Annotated in this window: 19 protein-coding genes; 8 read left to right on the forward strand and 11 right to left on the reverse strand. The window is 66.6% G+C overall.

Annotated features, from left to right (window positions below):
• Positions 1-375: 375 nt before the first annotated feature.
• The 6 genes from QX048_RS08230 to QX048_RS08255 all read right to left on the reverse strand — a co-directional run bounded on the left by QX048_RS08230 (position 376) and on the right by QX048_RS08255 (position 6,656).
• On the reverse strand, positions 376-657 hold the full coding sequence (locus QX048_RS08230) for a hypothetical protein (protein ID WP_315714092.1): 282 nt from the start codon (positions 655-657) through the stop codon (positions 376-378).
• A gap of 9 nt (positions 658-666) precedes the next feature.
• The gene (locus tag QX048_RS08235) at positions 667-1,455 is read right to left on the reverse strand and encodes a DpnI domain-containing protein (protein WP_315714093.1); all 789 of its coding nucleotides are present in this window, start codon (positions 1,453-1,455) and stop codon (positions 667-669) included.
• A gap of 146 nt (positions 1,456-1,601) precedes the next feature.
• Entirely contained in the window at positions 1,602-4,883 is a 3,282-nt protein-coding gene (gene uvrB, locus QX048_RS08240; protein ID WP_316166506.1) for an excinuclease ABC subunit UvrB, read from the reverse strand.
• 187 nt (positions 4,884-5,070) lie between these two features.
• A complete protein-coding gene (locus QX048_RS08245; protein WP_315714095.1) occupies positions 5,071-5,253 on the reverse strand; it encodes a hypothetical protein in 183 nt (60 codons plus the stop codon).
• A 201-nt stretch (positions 5,254-5,454) separates the two neighbouring features.
• On the reverse strand, positions 5,455-5,667 hold the full coding sequence (locus tag QX048_RS08250) for a hypothetical protein (protein WP_035655128.1): 213 nt from the start codon (positions 5,665-5,667) through the stop codon (positions 5,455-5,457).
• Positions 5,668-5,732: 65 nt separating this feature from the next.
• Complete coding sequence (locus QX048_RS08255; RefSeq protein ID WP_315714096.1) at positions 5,733-6,656, reverse strand: LysR substrate-binding domain-containing protein; 924 nt, start codon at positions 6,654-6,656, stop codon at positions 5,733-5,735.
• A gap of 90 nt (positions 6,657-6,746) precedes the next feature.
• Between QX048_RS08255 and QX048_RS08260 the strand changes: the two genes are divergently transcribed.
• Genes QX048_RS08260 through QX048_RS08270 form a run of 3 tightly spaced genes read left to right on the forward strand, consistent with a single transcriptional unit; the run spans position 6,747 to position 8,484 of the window.
• Positions 6,747-7,511 carry a sulfite exporter TauE/SafE family protein gene (locus QX048_RS08260; RefSeq protein WP_315714097.1) on the forward strand — a complete coding sequence of 255 codons (765 nt, stop codon included), beginning with the start codon at positions 6,747-6,749 and terminating at the stop codon, positions 7,509-7,511.
• Positions 7,512-7,518: 7 nt separating this feature from the next.
• Positions 7,519-7,758 carry a hypothetical protein gene (locus QX048_RS08265; protein ID WP_315714098.1) on the forward strand — a complete coding sequence of 80 codons (240 nt, stop codon included), beginning with the start codon at positions 7,519-7,521 and terminating at the stop codon, positions 7,756-7,758.
• A 30-nt stretch (positions 7,759-7,788) separates the two neighbouring features.
• Positions 7,789-8,484, forward strand: coding sequence for a glutathione S-transferase family protein (locus QX048_RS08270; protein ID WP_315714099.1), 696 nt, complete (start codon positions 7,789-7,791; stop codon positions 8,482-8,484).
• Here QX048_RS08270 and QX048_RS08275 read toward each other — a convergent pair.
• Positions 8,481-9,263, reverse strand: coding sequence for a crotonase/enoyl-CoA hydratase family protein (locus tag QX048_RS08275; RefSeq protein ID WP_316192030.1), 783 nt, complete (start codon positions 9,261-9,263; stop codon positions 8,481-8,483). The two genes, QX048_RS08270 and QX048_RS08275, sit on opposite strands and share 4 nt — an antisense overlap.
• 102 nt (positions 9,264-9,365) lie before the next feature.
• Here QX048_RS08275 and QX048_RS08280 point away from each other — a divergent pair, with 102 nt between their 5' ends.
• The gene (locus QX048_RS08280) at positions 9,366-9,995 is read left to right on the forward strand and encodes a helix-turn-helix domain-containing protein (RefSeq protein WP_316192029.1); all 630 of its coding nucleotides are present in this window, start codon (positions 9,366-9,368) and stop codon (positions 9,993-9,995) included.
• Here QX048_RS08280 and QX048_RS08285 read toward each other — a convergent pair.
• The 4 genes from QX048_RS08285 to QX048_RS08300 are packed head-to-tail and all read right to left on the reverse strand — an operon-like array spanning position 9,970 to position 12,180.
• Positions 9,970-10,452: a hypothetical protein gene (locus QX048_RS08285; RefSeq protein WP_315750057.1), complete on the reverse strand. Its 483-nt coding sequence runs from the start codon at positions 10,450-10,452 to the stop codon at positions 9,970-9,972. The genes QX048_RS08280 and QX048_RS08285 overlap by 26 nt on opposite strands.
• A 15-nt stretch (positions 10,453-10,467) precedes the next feature.
• Positions 10,468-11,271 carry a hypothetical protein gene (locus tag QX048_RS08290; protein ID WP_316169327.1) on the reverse strand — a complete coding sequence of 268 codons (804 nt, stop codon included), beginning with the start codon at positions 11,269-11,271 and terminating at the stop codon, positions 10,468-10,470.
• Between the two features lie 40 nt (positions 11,272-11,311).
• Positions 11,312-11,995 (reverse strand): HAD family phosphatase, encoded by a 684-nt coding sequence (locus tag QX048_RS08295; RefSeq protein WP_316166511.1) that lies wholly within the window; start codon positions 11,993-11,995, stop codon positions 11,312-11,314.
• Complete coding sequence (locus tag QX048_RS08300; RefSeq protein WP_410052159.1) at positions 11,992-12,180, reverse strand: cysteine-rich CWC family protein; 189 nt, start codon at positions 12,178-12,180, stop codon at positions 11,992-11,994. Before QX048_RS08300 ends, QX048_RS08295 begins: the two co-directional genes overlap by 4 nt.
• A gap of 172 nt (positions 12,181-12,352) precedes the next feature.
• Between QX048_RS08300 and QX048_RS08305 the strand changes: the two genes are divergently transcribed.
• The 4 genes from QX048_RS08305 to QX048_RS08320 all read left to right on the forward strand — a co-directional run bounded on the left by QX048_RS08305 (position 12,353) and on the right by QX048_RS08320 (position 18,119).
• On the forward strand, positions 12,353-13,873 hold the full coding sequence (locus QX048_RS08305; protein ID WP_316192027.1) for a DUF1800 family protein: 1,521 nt from the start codon (positions 12,353-12,355) through the stop codon (positions 13,871-13,873).
• Positions 13,870-15,093, forward strand: coding sequence for a DUF1501 domain-containing protein (locus QX048_RS08310; protein WP_315750062.1), 1,224 nt, complete (start codon positions 13,870-13,872; stop codon positions 15,091-15,093). The genes QX048_RS08305 and QX048_RS08310 overlap by 4 nt, the downstream gene beginning before the upstream one ends.
• A 136-nt stretch (positions 15,094-15,229) precedes the next feature.
• Positions 15,230-15,550 carry an antibiotic biosynthesis monooxygenase gene (locus QX048_RS08315; RefSeq protein ID WP_316192026.1) on the forward strand — a complete coding sequence of 107 codons (321 nt, stop codon included), beginning with the start codon at positions 15,230-15,232 and terminating at the stop codon, positions 15,548-15,550.
• Positions 15,551-16,136: 586 nt separating this feature from the next.
• On the forward strand, positions 16,137-18,119 hold the full coding sequence (locus tag QX048_RS08320; RefSeq protein ID WP_316192025.1) for an AI-2E family transporter: 1,983 nt from the start codon (positions 16,137-16,139) through the stop codon (positions 18,117-18,119).
• Positions 18,120-18,266: the final 147 nt, after the last annotated feature.

The following is an 18,266-nucleotide window of genomic DNA, read 5'->3' on the forward strand; positions in this document are numbered from 1 at the left end:
TGCGCGACGGTCTTCACGCTTATACGCAGTCTCCCTGGTGCGCCGGGCTTGTTGGCCACCATCCCCAGCGCCATGCGCTCGCATTGCGCCGGGTTGATACCAGCGTCGGGGTATCAGGACGCTGCGACTTCACGTCCGCAAGCGATCGTTCGTCGGCACCCTCGTCGAAGAGAATGCTGCGATCTCTCGCGGCCATCGCATCCCCGCCTCGCGTGTCGTGACGATCGCGCGCTACGCCCCTCTGCGGTGAGGCGGGATGCGAGGAGATAATCATGATTTCTGATAATTCGCAAGAAGTTTATTTTTTCCGGAATATGCGCGCTTCATCTCTCGCGTTGTCTGGCGGGCCGTCTGATGGATTTCGTGAAGGGCACCCTAATTTGGGTCCGACGCCGCGAGAAATTCTTCCGCTTTGGCTCGGCTCGAGAACCGCCCGAGCTCTTCATAGGACGGCTCGTCCTCGGCGTCATCAGCCGATCGCAGGACGACAAAGCAATCCTCATTTCTCAAAATCAGCTCTGTCAGGTCCTCGCTCCGGGACGGAGACATGTCGCGGGCGCCGCAATGAGGACACTCGTCGTCGCACATGCACGACCATTCATCGGTCCAGGCCTGCGCGCAACGTTCACAGCGATAGAAGTTCAAGAACCAGGCCATTGCCGGACCTCATGTCTTCAAACGATAGCGGCCGCGCGCTACGAACTCCAGGAATCCCTGATCGCGCAGGACCTGGAGCTGCTGGCGGATTTTTGGCCGGACGTTCTGGTTGCCGGGATAGAGCAGGCTGAGATGGCGGTCGAAAGCGTAGACATCATCGAGCGTGAATTCCGGCTTGCCGAGCGACTCGACGCATTTCAGCACCTCGATCAGCCATCCGCGCGCATCCAGGGATTCCTTGCGGAGGAAGAGCGTCCGGCTCCATTCCTGCAGCACTAGCTCCTTGGCGCGGACGACGCCATTCTGCACGATGTGAATCTTGCCCGACTCGGGAACGCGATCGAGAAGAATGTTCGAGCCGACCCACCCCGCGCGCCGCGCGGTCGCCGCGAGCGGCTTGCGCTGCTCGATGATATCGCGGACGAAGAAATGCTTCGGCACGACGAAGAGGTTGATGACCGACCGGGTGTCACGGTCATAGTTCATCAGCAGGAGATTGGGATTGTTGCTGGCGGCCAGCCGCTCGCACTTCGTCCCATAGGCGCCGTCGGCGACCTTGGCGCCGAATGCCTTCTTCTGGCTCTTCAGCTCGAATTCTTCGCTGCAGGCTTTACAGAGAAAATCCGCCAGCGGGCTGTTGTTTGGAAACTGCGTCATGTTCGACTGGCCGCAGTTCGGACAATAGGCTTGCGCGCCAACCCACGCCTCGGTCCACGCCCGCGCCTTCTGCGTGCCGCTGGTGTAGGCGGTCTGGGATTCTTCGAAGCCGAGTTTCATGTGAGCAGAGTAGCTCAACATCATATGTATTCCAGTCGAGATCGCGGGACCGGAGGTCATTGCGAGCGAAGCGGCGAAGCGAAGCAATCCAGATCAGGCCAAGTGCATGGACTGGATTGCTTCGTCGTTGTCGCTCCTCGCAATGAGGCGGCGAGAAGGTTTACACCTCACCGCTTCTTCCACCCGCCGCGCTTTCCCGGCGCGCCACCGGTCGAGCGCGGAGCCGGGCCGAATTCGGGGCCGGACTCGCGGGAGTTGGTGGGCTGGATGATCTTGCTGCTGCTGCCGAATGGCTTTGGCGGCAGCTTGGCGTTGGGGCGGTAGGGCAGGGATTCCGGGCCGTGCATCTCGTCGAGATGCGGCTTGTGGACTTTGGAGCCGGTGCTTGGGCCGCCGCTGATGATGTCGTCGAGGGACGGCGCGAGCGGGTCGCGGGGCTTCACCCCACCCCGGCCGCCTTTGGCGGCCGACCCTCCCCCTCCAGGGGAGGGTGAAGAGGAGCCGCCAGCGCGTGCCGCAGCGCCACGGCCCTTCATCGCCGTGGTCGGGAGATTGGCGGCGTCGCCGTATTTCTTGGCGCCGGCGTAGCTGCCCGCCTTGCTCTGCACGGTGCGCTGCTTGGCGGTGGGGTCGTCGACGACGGCGAGCTCGGTGGCGCGGAGGCGCTTGACCTCGTCGCGGAGGCGGGCGGCTTCCTCGAAGTTCAAATCGGCGGCGGCTTCGCGCATCCGGGTTTCGAGATCGGCCAGCACCGCCTCGAAATTGTGGCCGATCGAGATGACGTCGTCGGTGGTGGTGCCGCCGCCGGTCTCGATCAGCACGTGGTCGCGCTCGTAGACCGAGTTGAGGATGTCGCCGATCGACTTCTTGACGCTCTCCGGCGTGATGCCATGGGCCGTGTTGTACTCCACCTGCTTCTCGCGGCGGCGGTTGGTCTCGGCGATGGCGCGCTCCATCGAGCCGGTCATCTGATCGGCGTAGAGGATCACCTTGCCGTCGACGTTGCGCGCGGCGCGGCCGATGGTCTGGATCAGCGACGTCTCGCTGCGCAGAAAACCTTCCTTGTCGGCGTCGAGGATCGCGACCAGCGCGCATTCGGGAATGTCGAGGCCCTCGCGCAGCAGGTTGATGCCGACCAGCGCGTCGAACGCGCCGAGGCGCAAGTCACGGATGATCTCGATGCGCTCGATGGTGTCGATGTCCGAATGCATGTAGCGGACGCGGATGCCCTGCTCGTGCAGATATTCGGTGAGGTCCTCGGCCATGCGCTTGGTCAGCACCGTGATCAGCGAGCGGTAGCCGGCCTGCGCGGTGGCGCGGACCTCGCCGAGCAGATCGTCGACCTGGGTGCGCGCGGGGCGGATGTCGACGGGGGGATCAATCAGTCCGGTCGGGCGGATGACCTGCTCGACGAACACGCCGCCGGCCTCGTTCAGCTCCCAGCCGCCGGGGGTCGCCGACACCGCCACGGTCTGCGGCCGCATCATGTCCCATTCCTCGAAGCGCAGCGGGCGGTTGTCCATGCAGGACGGCAGGCGGAAGCCGTATTCGGCCAGGGTCGCCTTGCGGCGGAAGTCGCCGCGGAACATGCCGCCGATCTGCGGGACCGTGACGTGGCTCTCGTCGGCGAACACCAGCGCATTGTCGGGGACGTATTCGAACAAGGTCGGCGGCGGCTCGCCGGGCAGCCGGCCGGTGAGATAGCGTGAGTAGTTCTCGATGCCGGCGCAACTGCCGGTCGCCTCCATCATCTCCAGATCGAAGGTGGTGCGCTGCTCCAGCCGCTGCGCCTCGAGCAGGCGGCCCTGCGCATGCAGCTGGTCGAGCCGCATCTTCAACTCGGATTTGATCGACTTCATCGCCTGCACCAAAGTCGGGCGCGGCGTTACATAGTGCGAATTGGCGTAGACCTTGATGAACTCCAGTTCGTCCTGCTTGTGGCCGGTGAGCGGATCGAACTCCTCGATGTTCTCCACGGTGTCGCCGAACAGGTTCACGCGCCAGGCGCGGTCCTCATAGTGCGCCGGGAAGATGTCGATGACGTCGCCCCGCACGCGAAAGGTGCCGCGGGTGAAATCGTGCTGGGTGCGCTTGTATTGCAAAGCGACGAGGTCGGCGATGAGCTGGCGCTGGTCGATGCGCTCGCCCTTCTTCAGCGCGAAGGTCATCGCGGTGTAGGTCTCGACCGAGCCGATACCGTAGATGCACGACACCGAGGCGACGATGATGACGTCGTCGCGCTCGAGCAGGGCGCGCGTCGCGGCGTGGCGCATCCGGTCGATCTGCTCGTTGATCGAGGAATCCTTCTCGATGTAGGTGTCGGTGCGCGGGACGTAGGCCTCGGGCTGGTAGTAGTCGTAATAGGAGACGAAATACTCGACCGCGTTGTCGGGGAAGAAGCTCTTGAACTCGCCATAGAGCTGCGCGGCGAGCGTCTTGTTCGGCGCCAGGATGATGGCCGGGCGCTGCGTCGCCTCGATCACCTTCGCCATGGTGTAGGTCTTGCCGGAGCCGGTGACGCCGAGCAGCACCTGGGTGCGGTCGTTGCGCGCGATGCCCTCGACCAGCTCCTTGATCGCCTGCGGCTGGTCGCCCTTCGGCTCATAGGCCGACTTGATCTCGAAGCGGACGCCGCCTTCCGACTTCTCGGGGCGCGGCGGCCGGTGCGGCGTCCACACTTTGACCGAGCCGTCGTCCTTGCGGAACTCGGGACGGCCCTCGCGGATCAGCGACTCCAGCGCTTCCGCCGTGGCCTTGACGCCGAGCGCCTCCATCTTGTTGCGCGGCGGCCGGGCGAGCGCCTCCTCGTCGTCCTCGGCGGTGGGCAGGCCGAGCTGCCGCGCCAGTTCCGGATCGAGCGTCGGGATGGTGGCGGCGGTGCCGTAATTGGCTTGCGGCGCTTCGGCGAGTCCGGAGGCTGAGGCGGCGTCATCCGCCCCGAGGGGGTGATGCTGCGGAGGGAGGCCCCCACCCTGGCCCTCCCCCGCACGCGGGGGAGGGGACGCTAGCGGCGCAGTCTCGGCATCATCGCTGGCGCCGGCACGCGGCGCCTGCCGCCTGGAGCCCTCCCCCGCGTGCGGGGGAGGGTTGGGTGGGGGCGGGCCATGCGACGGATCGTTGTTTGACGATGAACGTCCACCCACCGGCTGCGGATTCGGCCGCAGCGGCATGGACCGCGCCGAGGCATCGCCCGTCGCAACCTCAGCGCTCTTGCCGCGCGTCGACGCCCGCGCGCGGTGCGCGGCGGCCTCGCCGCCGCTGCGGCGGTCCCAGGAATTGTCCGGCGGCGGCTTCAGTCCCGTTGAGGAACCGATGCCGCTCTCGCCGCGGTTGATGGCGGGATTGAGCAGCTCGGCGAGCGCGGGCGCGATCGGCTGCACGTCGGGCCGGTGCGCTTTCGATTTCGGGGTTCGGCCTGGCTTCTTGGGAGTGTCGGGGGTCTTCGCCATGGCCCGAATATGGGACGGATGGCGCCGAGTTGAAAGAGTGATCGGGCGCCGCGCACCAGCCTTGCTGACAGCATGGTGGCAGCAGCAGGCATCGAGACGCACTGCTCCCGAAAGGCCACACGAGATCAGCGGGCGACTCGCGAGCCATGGCGCGCACGATGGCGTTGCCGCGACGCCACGCTGCCGTTCAATGCCGCGTCGGCTGCTCGACGATGTCGAGATGCACGCCGTGGCAGGCGACGCATTGCAGGGCCCAGTACTCGGAACCGCCGCGGCCGTTGATGACGCTCAGGACGCTCAGCTCCGCATCGCAGTCCGGGCATCGCGTACGCACCGAAAAAGCGAGGTGTTTGACGGCAGGCTCAGCCATGAATTGCAGTCCGCATTACGAATACACTCGGCATTTCGAATTGGCGTTTGATGTTGGCTTGGAACCGTCTGGCCGCGCGAGGGGACTCTCGGGGACTTCACTCTCGGAGATTGTTCCACGTCGCGCTATCCGTCTTTTCCCGGGGGTCGGTCGATATCCTCCGTCGCGTGCTTCAAAGTGCTGCGATTCGGTCTGCAGTTGTCAGCGCCACCGCTTGCGAAAGCGGTCGATATGGCTTTTCGCGTCGGCAATCGCCATGTCCGCATCGGACCAGGCGAAGCCGACTTCGAGCGAGGGGAACGAAACGCCATTGATCACCACCGGGGTCATGTCCGCGCGGCGGATCCGCGCGTGCCACAAGCCGCGTCCTGCTTCGAACGGCTCGATGGCGAAGTCCTCGTACAAATACGTCATTGCGCAGTCCTGATGTCCCGAACGGCAACGACAGCATGAATTGGTCCGGGCATTTGTGAACGGGTTCACACGTCAGCGTCTTTTTTGATGGCGTCCCTGCGCTGGGAATTCCGGGTCGCGGGCTGTGACGCCGCGCGCATGATCCAGCGTCGGAACGCGGCGAAATCACGTTGGCCGGCCTGGAAATGGCGGTAGACAAGATACCAGCGCTCGCCTTTTGGGACGGTCAATGCGAACGGTGCAACCAGGCGTCCCGCCGCGAGGTCGTCGTCGATATAGGGACGGATGCCCATGGCGACGCCGAGCCCGTCGATCGCAGCCTGCAGCGCATGTCCATAGTACTGGAACTCGGTGCCGCGCGCGCTGACGCGCGTGACGCCCGCGGCCTTCAGCCACAACGCCCAGTCCTCGGCGGCATGCGACACCCGCAGCAGGCTCGAGCCCTTGAGATCGGCAGGCTTCTTCAAGGTCGCGGCGAGCCGCGGCGTGCACACCGGCACGAGATCCGCGGCGAACAGCGGCTCGGCGACGAGGCCCGGCCAGGCGCCGTGGCCGAGCTTGATGCCGCAGCTCCAGTCGTCGCCGAACGGCACCGCCGCCCCGCCGGTGGTGATGCGGACCTCGATGTCCGGCTGCTCGGTGCTGAAATCGGCCAGACGCGGGATCAGCCATTTCATCGCGAACGTCGGCCCGACGCCGAGCGTCAGCACCCGCATCGATGACGGCGCCATGATCTGCGCGGTCAGGCTCGACAGCGCGTCGAAGATCGGCGTCAGCCCGCTCTGATAGGCGCGGCCGGCGGCGGTGAGCGCCAGGCGGTTGGCCTTGCGCTCGAAAAGCACGACGCCCAGCCGCTGCTCAAGCAGGTTGACCATGCGGCTGATCGCGGCCGCGGAGACGTTGAGCTCGCTGCCTGCCGCGGCGAAGCTGCCGGTGCGCGCCGCCGCCTCGAACGCCTTGATGCCGTTGAGGAACAGCAGCCGTCTCATCGCGCCCTCAGGAAAACTGATGGAGGGCAAGATAACTCGGTTTGTGCGGATATCGCCAGTGCGACAAATTGCATGGCGAGGAGATCAGCCATGACACCCGCCCTGATTGCAGCGCTCGGATTGCTGATGGTGGCGACGGCGTTCCTGTCGGGCCTGTTCGGCATGGCCGGCGGGCTGATCCTGATCGGCGTGCTGCTGGCGATCATGCCGCTGCCGGCGGCGATGGTGCTGCACGCGGCGACGCAGATGGCGTCCAATGGCTGGCGTGCGGTGCTGTGGCGCCGGCACATCCGCTGGCGGCCGGTCGCGGTGTATCTCGTCGGCTGCGCGCTGGCGCTCGGCCTGTGGGCGCTGGTGCGCTACGTGCCGGACAAGCCGGCGGCGCTCCTGCTGCTCGGCGTCACCCCGTTCATGGCGCGGCTGATGCCGGCCGGCCTCAAGCCCGATCCGGACAGCGTCTGGCAGGGCGCGATCTACGGCACGATCTGCATGGGGCTGATGCTGATGACCGGCGTGTCGGGGCCGCTGCTCGACACGTTCTTTCTCGGCGCGCGGTTCGACCGCCGCTCGATCGTCGCCACCAAGGCGACGTGTCAGGTCGCGAGCCACCTCACCAAGCTGATCTATTTCGGCGGCATCATCGATCAGGCCGCGGGCCTCGATCCGGTGCTCGCGCTCGTCGCCGTCGGCGCGTCGATGCTCGGCACGAGCCTGGCGCGGCGGCTGCTCGAGGCGATGAGCGAGCAGCAGTTCCGCACCTGGGCCAACCGCATCATCACGGCGGTGGCGAGCTACTACATCCTCTATGGCGGCTGGCTGCTGCTGGCCGCGCAGAGCTCGGCGGCGGCAGAGTGAGGCGAGCATGGCCGTATCGGCAGACCCCCTGGTGCTGGACTTCGTCGAATGGGTCGCGCGCGCGCCGCGCAGCCATGCCGAAGTGGTGGCGACCTGGCGGACGAGCTGCCCGCGCCTGACGGTGTGGGAGGATGCCGCCGATCTGGGCTATGTCACGCGCGAGGCGATCACGGGCGCCGGCCTCTTCATCATCGTCACCGATGCCGGTGCGCGGCTGCTGCGCGACAACGGCCGCGTCGTGCGCTAGAACGGTCCGGACTTGGAGGAAGGACCGGGAATGGCCGTGAAACTGTATGAACTCGTCGGGACCGATGCGGGCCGCCCGTTCAGCCCCTTTTGCTGGCGCACGCGGATGGCGCTGGCGCACAAGGGGCTGAGCGCTGATACGATTCCGTGGCGCTTCACCGAGAAGAGCGCGATCGCGCCGCATGGCTCGGAGAAGGTGCCGGTCATGCTCGACGGCGACCGCGCGGTGGCCGATTCCTGGGCGATCGCCAACTACCTCGAGGACGCCTATCCGGACCGGCCGTCGCTGTTCGGCGGCGCCGGCGGCCGCGCCATGGCGCGCTTCCTCAATGCCTGGGGCGACATCGCCATCGTCGGCGGCATCTTTCCGCTGATCATCGCCGACATTCCGAAGAACCTCGCCGCCGAGGATGCCGACTATTTCCGCAAATCGCGCGAGGCGCGGTTCGGCAAGAGCCTCGAAGAGGTCATGGCCTCGCGCGACCAGGCGGTCATCGGCTTCCGCAGGTCGCTGGAGCCGCTGCGGCAGACCCTGAAGACGCAGGCCTTCATCGGCGGCGATACGCCCGACTATGCCGACTACATCGTGTTCGGCGGGTTCCAATGGGCGCGGGTGGTGAGCCCGTTCCGGCTGCTCGAGGAGAGCGACAGCGTCCATGCCTGGCGCGAGCGGCTGCTCGATGCGTTCGACGGGCTGGCGCGCAAGTCGCCGGGCCATCCGGTCTAGCAACGCGGCGGCCGGCGCTCGCGCCAGGCCGCCAGCCCATCGGTGAGATCGCGGCTGCCGACGAGGCTCGCGAACTGTTCACTCTCGACCTGCAGCCCTTCGCCGATCGCCATGTTGAGCCCGCGCGTCGCGGCGGTGATGATGCCGGCGACGGTGTCCGGCCCGTGGCGGATGATGCGCTGCGCCAGCGCGCGCGCCGCCGGCAACAGCTCGTCATGCGGCACGACGGCGTTGACGAGGCCGATCTCCAGCGCGCGCTGTGCCGGGAAAGAATCGCCGGTCAGCAGCAGCTCGAGTCCGCGCTTGCGGCCGACCAGCCGCGGCAGCCGCTGCGTGCCGCCGAAGGTCGGCGGCATGCCGAGCCTGATCTCGGGCTTGGCGAAGCTGGCGCGCTCGCTGGCGACCGCAAGATGCACGGCCTCGGTGATCTCGCAGCCGCCGCCGAAGGCGAGCCCGTTGACGGCGGCGATGACCGGCTTGCGGAACGCCTCCAGCCGCGCCGTCATCGCCTGGCCACGCCGGACGAAGTCGCGCAGCGCGGCAGCGCGCCCCTGGCGGACGCTTGCGGTGAATTCGTCGATGTCGGCGCCGGCCGAGAAGGCGCGTTGTCCCGCACCGGTGACGATCACGGCCCTGACGCCGGCATCGGTCTCGATGCGGTCGAGCGCGCCCATCAATCGATCGATCAGCGCGTAGCTGAGCGCGTTCAGCCGCTGCGGCCGGTTCAGCGTGATCATGGCGATGCGGTCGGAGATGTCGAGCAGGAGGAGGTCGGTCATGGCGTCTCGCAGGCTGGTGGTTGGAGCAAGCGAAGACTAGGCGTCGCGGCAGCCGAGGTATATTCACTGGTCAGTATACATTGACCGAGACCGAGCGCCGCCATGCCCCGATCCTCCGATCCCACGCCCGCCCGCATCGTCGCCGCCGCGAGCAGGCTGTTCTATGCCGAAGGCATCCGCGCCGTCAGCGTCGACGCGGTGGCGGAGAAGGCGGGGGTTACCAAGAAGACGCTGTACTATCATTTCCGCAGCAAGGACGATCTGGTCGCGGCCTATCTTGCCGCGCGCGACCAGCCGAACCTGACGCTGTTCAAGCGCTGGTTCGACGAGACCGAGGGCGGGCTGCCCGACAAGATCGCCGGGATCTTCAACCAGCTCGCGCGCGCCGCGCGACATCCGAAATGGCGCGGCTGCGGCTTCCTGCGCACCACCGCGGAGCTCGCCAATCTGCCCGGCCATCCCGCGATCAGGATCGGCGCCGCCCACAAGAAGAAGTTCGAGGCCTGGCTGCAGGCGGTCTTCGAGGAGCAGGGAATTGCCGAAGCAGGCGGGCTCGCGCGGCAGATGCTGCTGCTGCTCGACGGCGCATTCGCGGTCGTGCTGCTGCATCGGGACGCCAGCTACATGGAAACCGCGGGCGCGGCGGCACGGACGCTGGTCGCGGCGGCGCTGCCAAAGGGAAGGCGATATGCTTCTCGCAGGACCGTCAGCCGGCGCAGCCGCGTCCCCTGACCTGCTCGCCGCGAACGATCGTTGCGACCATCCGGCTGGCCATGCCGTCGAAATCGGATGGCTTGATGTAGCCGGCGGCGTAGGCTTCCTGGGTGAGCCGTTCGATCCTTCGATCCTCGGCGGTGGTCCATACGCCGGCGATATAGGCGGCGCCAGCCGGACCATAGGTCTCGGGATAGCGCTCGTTCTGGTTCTGCCGGTGATAGTAGTAGTGGTTGAGGCCGCTGATGAAGCTGTCGCGCTTGGCGCCGCAGCGGTCGCTCCAGGCGAGGTCGAGCGACTTCAGCGCGTCTTCGCGCTGCGAACGCCGGGCGTCCTCGGTGTATTTCTCGTGGTCCTGAAACTCCGCGCCGGTGACCGGCGGAAACGCCGCCGCGGTCGGCGCTTCGGTCAGGAACAGGCGTCCGCCAACCTGCCAGACGACGATGGCCGCAATGATGAAGATCAGCCGGTTCATGGCAGCGCTCGTTTGCTATCGCCGGTCCCGTTGCGCCTGCCGCGTCCGGCACACCGCCGACTCGTCGGACCAGAAGGCGGGTCCGGCGAATTGCGGGACCTCCTCGCGCACATCGGCCGGAAAGTCCGCCTTGGTGATCCCCTTCTCCTCGAAGGCTTCGAACAACGCCTCCTTCACGCGCTGATCGAGCGGTGTGCCGACGCTGTCGGCCGCCTCCTGCAGCGATTTGTCGGTGCAGATCTTTGCGCCCCAGAACTGCCGCTTGCAATCCAGCTTGGCAACATAGGCGCGGGTGTAGGCCGTCAGTGCGTCCACCAGGTTCTGCTTCATGGTCTTGTCGCACGGCGACAGCTTGTAGGCCGTCGCGGCCTGCAACGCGTCCATCCGCAACGCGTCGAGCTTGGGATTCTTGTCGCTCTGCGAGGTGTGCTGCGCGAGCCAAGCCTTGCGGTCGAACTCCTTTGCCTCCGGGCCGCCGAAGGTCATGTCGACCGTGGGGGATAGGGGAGCCACGACAGCCACGCCCCCCGGCGCCGGCGCAGCAAGGTTTGAGACCGTTTCAATCGAAGCTGTCCGCATCATGCCCCGCCACGGTCCATCCGGAAGCGGAAATCCCCTGACCGCCCAACTCACACCTGCGAACGCAGCCAAAAATGCCGCACCCGCGGCGCCAATGAATCGCAACATGAAATAAGCCCATCCGCCAACGCCTGCACGGTAGTGCGTGCGGGTTAATGCATCCGATAGGGCCGCCGGCGGCGCGCAACGACGTGAACCGATCGTGACCGTGTTCGGCCGCGTTTGAAGAAAATGGCTCATGAGAAGGCTGCACGGCGATTCACAGCCTGCCGAGGTGACGTCACGTCCTGAGGGGCAACACCGAACGGCGCGCGAGCAGCGCGATGGCGGCATCGAGATCCGGCAGCACGGCCGCCGCATTCGCCCGCGAATGATCGTTCGGCGGCACGATGTCCGGCACCATCAAGGTGATCGCGCCGGCGGCGTGCGCGGAGGCGACGCCGGGATTGGAATCCTCGATCGCGACGCAGGCCGGCGCGTGCGTCCGCAGCCGTTCCGCGGCAAGCAGATAGAGGTCCGGATGCGGTTTGGCGCGGGCCACGTCGTCGCGCGTCAGGACCGCATCGAAGCGGTGATCGATGCGGGCGAGGCGGAGATGCTCCGCGGCCGTGCGGCGCGAGGACGAGGTGACGACGGCCTTGGGCAGGCCGACCGCGTCGATCGCATCGAGCAGCGCGATGACGCCAGGCTTCAGCGGCATGCCCGCCTGCAGGATCTCGACCGTCTTGGCCGCGAACAGGCGGTTGACTTCGGCCAGCGGAAAATCGTCGCCGAAATGGTCGCGCAGGGTCTGCTCGTTGTCGGGTCCGGGAATGCCGATCATCGCGTGACAGAGCTCGACGACGCCGTCGCTGTAGCCGAGCGCATTCAGCGCCGCGATCGCAGCCTCGAGATAGACCTTCTCGGTGTCGAGCAGCGTGCCGTCCATGTCGAGCAGGACGGCTTCGACGTGCCAGCGCGTCACGAGCCTGGCTCCGGTTTGCCCGCCAGTCTCTTGAGGCAGCTGGCGCACAGGCAGTCCTTGAAATTGCTTTGTCCGGTCTTGGGCAGCGGCAGGCGCACGGCCTCGTCGAAGCACCAGCATGAGCCGCCCGGATCGCAGCTGAACGCCGTGCCGCACGATTCGCAGATGAGTTGCCGCGCGGTCATGTCCGCCAAACGATTTGTCACCTTCGGAACCACGTCCGACCAGCCCTTTTCATGTCCGGTTCATCTGCCGGGGCAAGTATAGTGCGTGACAATCTGCCGCGCCATCGCAGTCTGCGGTCGCGGCAACACAGCGTTTCGGGAGCTCCCGCGATGACGGGCTCGAGGATGTGGCATGGCGCGTGATGCTCGAGCGGCTCTTGTCGCATTGAATCGCTTCGGCTTCGGCGCGCGTGGCGGTGCCTCGGGCGATCTCGTCAATGCGGCGTCGGACCCGCGCGGCTTCGTCAAGGCCGAGCTCGGCCGTCCCGATGGAGCGCTGCTGGAGGCGCCGGGTCTGCAGCCGACGGCAGCACTCGCCGCTGCCGTCTTCGCCTATCAGGACGAGGTCAAGCGGGCCCGCGAGGCCGCGAAGTCGGAGGCTGCGCCGCAGGAGCAGTCCAGCCCCACGCGCGGTCTGTCGACGAACGGCGCGGACAAAGCCATGGCCGCAACGCCCTCGGCGGCCCCAGCGGCCGGTGCCGACCCCGCACCCGCGATGCAGGGAGCGCCGGCAAAGCCCGCGCAAGCCCAGCAGCCGCCCAACGTCGTCCAGAAGACCTTCCGTGCCGAAGCGCTGGCGCGGCTGCAGCGCGCCGTGCTCGCCGATTGCGGCTTCACCGAGCGGCTGGTGGCGTTCTGGTCGAATCATTTCTGCATCTCCGCCGGCAAGGGCGAGTTGGCGCGGATGTGGGCCGGCGCGTTCGAGCGCGAGGCGATCCGGCCGCACGTGCTCGGGCGCTTCGTCGACATGCTGAAGGCGGTCGAGCAGCATCCGGCGATGCTGTTCTTTCTCGACAACCAGGAATCGCTCGGACCGGACTCGCGTGCCGGCCAGAACCGCAAGCGCGGCCTCAACGAGAATCTCGCGCGCGAGATCATGGAGCTGCACACGCTGGGTGTCGGCGGCGGCTACAGCCAGGAGGACGTGACCTCGCTGGCGCGCATCATCACCGGCTGGAGCTTCGCCGGCCGCAACACCCGCAACGCGGCGCCCGGCAGCTTCGTGTTCAATGCCAATGCGCATCAGCCGGGGCCGCAGACGTTGCTCGGCAAGGTCTATGCGGATGATGGCCTCGCCCAGGGCGAAGCTGCGCTCGCGGACATCGCACGGCATCCGTCGACCGCGAAGTTCATCGCCGCCAAGCTCGCACGTCATTTCATTGCCGACGATCCGCCGCCCGCGCTCGTCGCGCGACTCGAAGCCGTGTTCAGGAGGAGCGATGGCGACCTCAAGGCGCTGACCTTGGCGCTGGTGGACTCCGACGATGCCTGGTCGGCGCCGCTCACCAAGATCCGCTCGCCCTATGAGTTCCTGGTCGCCGGCGGCCGGCTGCTGGCGCGCGTGCCGGAGGATCCCGGCTTCTATCTCACTTCCCTGAACACGCTGGGCCAGCCGTTGTGGACGCCCGCGGGACCAAACGGATTCGCTGATACCAATGCGGTGTGGGCCGCGCCGGAAGGCATGAAGCTGCGGCTGGACATCTCGTCGCAGCTCGGCGGCCGACTCGGCAACAATCTCGATCCGCGCGAGCTGCTCGAGCTCGTCGCCGGCGATGCTGCGTCGACCGAGACACGCCGCACGATCGAGCGCGCGGAGTCGCGCCAGCAGGCGCTGGCGCTGCTGTTGATGTCGCCGGAATTCCAGAGGAGATGACGATGGACCGGATCGCGACCTCGCTGTTGACCTCGCGACGCCACTTGCTGCTGGCAGGCGCGTCCTTCGCCGCGTGGGGCTATTTGCCGAAATTCGCCCGCGCCGCCGACCAGCGCGATCCGCGGCTGATCGTCGTAATCCTGCGCGGCGCGCTCGATGGCCTCGCCACCGTCGCGCCGGTCGGGGATCCCGACTACGCCGGACTGCATGGCGCGATCGCGCTGACGACGGCGGGACCAACTCCGGCGCTGCCGCTCGACTCGTTCTTTGCGCTGCATCCGTCGATGCCGGAATTCGCGCGCATGTATCGCGACAAGCAGGCTGCCGTGGTTCACGCGGTCGCGACACCGTATCGCGAGCGCTCGCATTTCGATGGCCAGGACGTGCTCGAGAGCGGCTTCGCCGGTCCCGGCCGCGTGCAATCGGGCTGGCTGAACCGCGCAGTCGAGGCGCTGCCGCGCGGCCCCCGCGTCACGGGCGCGCTCGCGGTCGGTCCGACGGCACCGCTGGTGCTGCGCGGCGCAGCGCCCACCGTCGGCTGGGCGCCGGTAACCTTGCCGCAGGCCGATGACGACACCGCGACGCGGCTGGTCGACCTCTATGCGCATCGCGATCCCGCATTGGCGGCTGCGCTGTCGCAAGGGCTGAAGCTCGAGAAGGTCGCGTTCGGTGACGACATGAAGCCCAAGCCGGGCGGCAACCAGATCGCGGCGATGCGCCAGGTCGCGCGCGGCGCGGCGAAGCTGATCGCGGCGGATGATGGTCCGCGCATCGCGGCGCTGGCCTTCGACGGCTGGGATACGCATGCCAATGAAGGCGGCGCAATCGGCCGGCTGGCGCAGCTGTTGTCGGGCCTCGACGGCGCGCTCGCCGAGTTCGAGAGCGGTCTTGGCCCACGCTGGCGGGATACGGTCGTGGTGGTCGCAACCGAGTTCGGGCGCACGGCGAAGATCAACGGCACCCAGGGGACCGATCATGGCACCGGGACGATTGCGCTGCTCGCCGGCGGCGCGGTGAAGGGCGGGCGGGTGATCGCCGACTGGCCGACGCTGAAGATGGCGAGCCTCTACCAGGGACGCGATCTTGCGCCGACGACGGATCTGCGCGCGGTGTTCAAGGGCGTACTTGCCGATCATCTCGGCATCGGCGAGCACGCGCTCGGCGGCGCGGTGTTTCCGGACAGCGCGGCCGTGAAGCCGATCAAGGGGCTCGTGGCCTAGGGCTCGCTTGCGCCATGTCCTGATCGGGGCCCTGAAGCGTTCCACATCGCGGCATCAGCGGCCACCGCCGCGAGCGCATTGCACCGCGAAGTCTGCTACTCCTCGACCTGCGGCATTCACCCCTCAGGAGATCAGCATGTTCATCGCCATGAATCGTTTTCGCGTCGCCAAGGGCTCGGAGGCCGCCTTCGAGCAGGTCTGGCTGTCGCGCGACAGCCATCTCGACAAGGTGCCGGGCTTCGTCGAGTTTCACTTGTTGAAGGGACCGGAAGCGGAGGACCATACGCTGTATGCCTCGCACACGATCTGGGCGTCGAAAGCTGCGTTCGAGGACTGGACCAGGTCCGAAGCCTTCCGCGCCGCGCACCACCGGGCCGGCGACACCAAGGTGCACTATCTCGGCCCGCCGCAGTTCGAGGGGTTCGAGGTCCGCCAAACGGTAGGCAGCAAGGCGTAGGACAAGGACAGAGTCCACCATTCAGACGAGATCCGTCTCCGCGGCCCGTCTTGGCTGAGCACGGCCGAGCGGACGCTTGATTTGCGCTGAACGACACGGCGGCCGACAGGACCCGGACGGTCGCCGGTCGTGCGCCCTCGGAAGCTGCTCGCGCCGGGCCTCGCCGGGCAAGCCGTACCGCCGAACCTGCTGACATCAACAAGGACGACGCCCCAGTGAAGTTCCGGCTGAGTCGCGGAGGTGCGACGGTGTGCCGACGCTGACTAGTCGTCGCCGTCGGCAGACGCGCATGCGACCTCAGGCGCTCTCGGGAACTGGAGCCTCACGAGGCTGTTATCGCGTGTCTGAAACAGGAAGCCGAATGTCCGGCGGGGCGGGCAGCGCCAGCCAGCGCCCTCGGTCGTTCTGTTCGAGCGAAGGCCCGGAGGGTTGCTCGGATCGAGGACGAACCTTCTGGCATATGACCACCGGCGCCGGCGACATCGTCAGAAGCTTCCCTCCGTTGCAACGCGCCACCTTCGTCGACGTTGACAGCCTGACCGCATGAGCGACGCGCGCTGCCCTTCCTCGTTCGGAGAGAGATTCGATGATCATCAGACAGCCGCTCAAGGTCCGCACCCCAGAGGAAGTTCTCGGGCTGATCAGCGCGCTGGCCATCGCCATTTTTGCGGTCATCATCATCGCGCTGCTGTATTTTGGTCGCGATATCCTGGTCCCCGTGGCCCTGGCCATCCTGCTCAGCTTCGTATTGGCGCCATTGGTCGCGCAACTGCAGCGGCTTCGTGCCCCGCGCGGACTGGCCGTCGTCAGCGTGGTCGTTCTCGCATTCGTCGTGATCTTTACACTGGGCAGCCTGCTCGCCACCCAGCTCACCCAGCTTGCCAGTGAGCTGCCGAACTATCAATCGACGATGAGCAACAAGATCCAGTCGTTCCGCGACACCAAAGCCGGCAGAGGGACGCTCGAGCGTGCATCGGACATGCTCAAGGATCTGGGCAAGGAACTCGACAAACCGAAAGAGCCGGAAGCGGCTCGGCTGCCGAGCGGACTGCGAACGAATTCCTCAGTCCCTGTGACCCCGATCCCGGTGGAGGTCCGGCAGCCCGATCCCGGAGCGCTGGACAGTCTTCGCACGCTGATTTCGCCGCTCATTCATCCGCTGGCGACGACCGGCATCATCATCATCTTCGTGATCTTCATATTGCTTCAACGCGAGGACCTGCGGAATCGGCTCATTCGCCTTGCGGGATCATCGGACCTGCAGCGCACCACGGCGGCGCTCGATGATGCGGCTTACAGGCTCAGCCGGCTGTTCCTCACCCAGCTCGCCCTGAACGGCGGATTCGGCGTCGTGATCGGCGTCGGTCTGTGGTTCATCGGCATCCCCAGCGCCCTGCTTTGGGGGATCCTCGCCGCAGCGCTTCGGTTCGTGCCCTATATCGGCGCCGTCATCGCCGCGGCGTTTCCGCTTGCTCTGGCGGCAGCGGTCGACCCTGGCTGGTCGATGCTGATTTGGACCTTGGCCCTGTTTCTCGTGGTCGAGCCGTTGCTCGGCCACGTCATCGAACCGATGGTCTATGGGCGCAGCACGGGCCTGTCCCCGGTGGCGGTGGTCGTTTCAGCCGCGTTCTGGACCGCGCTGTGGGGCCCAATCGGGTTGGTGCTCGCGACGCCGCTGACGGTCTGCCTGGTCGTCATCGGACGACATGTGGAGCGCCTGGAGTTCCTCGACGTCATGTTCGGTGATCGTCCAGCGCTGTCTCCTGCCGAGATCTTCTACCAGCGCATGCTTGCGAACGATCCGACGGAAGCGGCCGAGAAGGCAGAGGAGTTCTTGAAGGAGCGCTCGTTGATTGCCTATTGCGACGAGGTCGCGGTGAAGGGACTGCAATTGGCCCAAGCGGACGCCGACCGAGGGGCGCTCGCCTATGATCGCCTTGCAACGATCCGTGACGCCGTCGCCGAGTTGACCGCCGATCTTTCCGATCAGAATGATGGTCCGCTGGCGAAACGCGAGACCACCAGCGATCCGGAGGCGGCATCGGCCGTCGACAGCTCGGCCAGCAGTGGGGCAATCGACACGATACCCATCCTCAGCAAGGACAATCTCGCCGAAGGATGGTGGAGCGAGCAGCCGGTCCTGTGCGTGGCCGGGCGAACCCCGATCGACGAAGCGGCGGCGGTGATTCTCGCGCAACTGTCGTCGGCGCACGGGTTGGGCGCGAAGGTCTCAGGAGCGGAGGCGCTCTCGACCGCGAACGTCATCAAGCTCGAGCCCGCAGGTGTTGCGATTGCCTGCCTGATCTATATCGGCAATTCCGGCGTCGCACATATGCGCTACTCCGTTCGTCGGTTGAAGCGACGACTCCCCAAGGCAAGAGTGATGTTGGTCTGCTGCGCGACCGACGTCGATCAGGAGGCCGCGAAGGTGCTGCAGGAAGCCACCAAGGCCGATCTGGTCGCGGCGAGCATGGGTGAGGCTGTCAGAATGTGCGTCGAAGTCGCGCAGGCGAAGGCTTCTCAGCAGGTCCCATTGAAGCAGCAGAACACGACGACCAACGTAGCGTGAGACGCGCCACGTCCAACGACCAAGGCCAGACAAAAAATGCGGCCCCGGTCAGAGACGGCGACTGACGGGGACCGCTGAAACGCGTGACCGGTGACGGGGGATGATCAGGCGCTCGATGGAGCGTAGGCCCGCCCCGTGACGGCGGCG

This window comes from Bradyrhizobium sp. SZCCHNS30572 (assembly GCF_032484415.1).
Lineage (GTDB): Bacteria > Pseudomonadota > Alphaproteobacteria > Rhizobiales > Xanthobacteraceae > Bradyrhizobium.

What these genes read in the sequence shown, in the direction of transcription:
- QX048_RS08230 (WP_315714092.1), bottom strand. Translation starts at nt 657, where the DNA reads ATGGCCTGGTTCTTGAACTTCTATCGCTGTGAACGTTGCGCGCAGGCC.
- QX048_RS08235 (WP_315714093.1), bottom strand. Translation starts at nt 1,455, where the DNA reads ATGTTGAGCTACTCTGCTCACATGAAACTCGGCTTCGAAGAATCCCAG.
- uvrB (WP_316166506.1), bottom strand. Translation starts at nt 4,883, where the DNA reads ATGGCGAAGACCCCCGACACTCCCAAGAAGCCAGGCCGAACCCCGAAA.
- QX048_RS08245 (WP_315714095.1), bottom strand. Translation starts at nt 5,253, where the DNA reads ATGGCTGAGCCTGCCGTCAAACACCTCGCTTTTTCGGTGCGTACGCGA.
- QX048_RS08250 (WP_035655128.1), bottom strand. Translation starts at nt 5,667, where the DNA reads ATGACGTATTTGTACGAGGACTTCGCCATCGAGCCGTTCGAAGCAGGA.
- QX048_RS08255 (WP_315714096.1), bottom strand. Translation starts at nt 6,656, where the DNA reads ATGAGACGGCTGCTGTTCCTCAACGGCATCAAGGCGTTCGAGGCGGCG.
- QX048_RS08260 (WP_315714097.1), top strand. Translation starts at nt 6,747, where the DNA reads ATGACACCCGCCCTGATTGCAGCGCTCGGATTGCTGATGGTGGCGACG.
- QX048_RS08265 (WP_315714098.1), top strand. Translation starts at nt 7,519, where the DNA reads ATGGCCGTATCGGCAGACCCCCTGGTGCTGGACTTCGTCGAATGGGTC.
- QX048_RS08270 (WP_315714099.1), top strand. Translation starts at nt 7,789, where the DNA reads ATGGCCGTGAAACTGTATGAACTCGTCGGGACCGATGCGGGCCGCCCG.
- QX048_RS08275 (WP_316192030.1), bottom strand. Translation starts at nt 9,263, where the DNA reads ATGACCGACCTCCTCCTGCTCGACATCTCCGACCGCATCGCCATGATC.
- QX048_RS08280 (WP_316192029.1), top strand. Translation starts at nt 9,366, where the DNA reads ATGCCCCGATCCTCCGATCCCACGCCCGCCCGCATCGTCGCCGCCGCG.
- QX048_RS08285 (WP_315750057.1), bottom strand. Translation starts at nt 10,452, where the DNA reads ATGAACCGGCTGATCTTCATCATTGCGGCCATCGTCGTCTGGCAGGTT.
- QX048_RS08290 (WP_316169327.1), bottom strand. Translation starts at nt 11,271, where the DNA reads ATGAGCCATTTTCTTCAAACGCGGCCGAACACGGTCACGATCGGTTCA.
- QX048_RS08300 (WP_410052159.1), bottom strand. Translation starts at nt 12,180, where the DNA reads ATGACCGCGCGGCAACTCATCTGCGAATCGTGCGGCACGGCGTTCAGC.
- QX048_RS08305 (WP_316192027.1), top strand. Translation starts at nt 12,353, where the DNA reads ATGGCGCGTGATGCTCGAGCGGCTCTTGTCGCATTGAATCGCTTCGGC.
- QX048_RS08310 (WP_315750062.1), top strand. Translation starts at nt 13,870, where the DNA reads ATGACGATGGACCGGATCGCGACCTCGCTGTTGACCTCGCGACGCCAC.
- QX048_RS08315 (WP_316192026.1), top strand. Translation starts at nt 15,230, where the DNA reads ATGTTCATCGCCATGAATCGTTTTCGCGTCGCCAAGGGCTCGGAGGCC.
- QX048_RS08320 (WP_316192025.1), top strand. Translation starts at nt 16,137, where the DNA reads ATGATCATCAGACAGCCGCTCAAGGTCCGCACCCCAGAGGAAGTTCTC.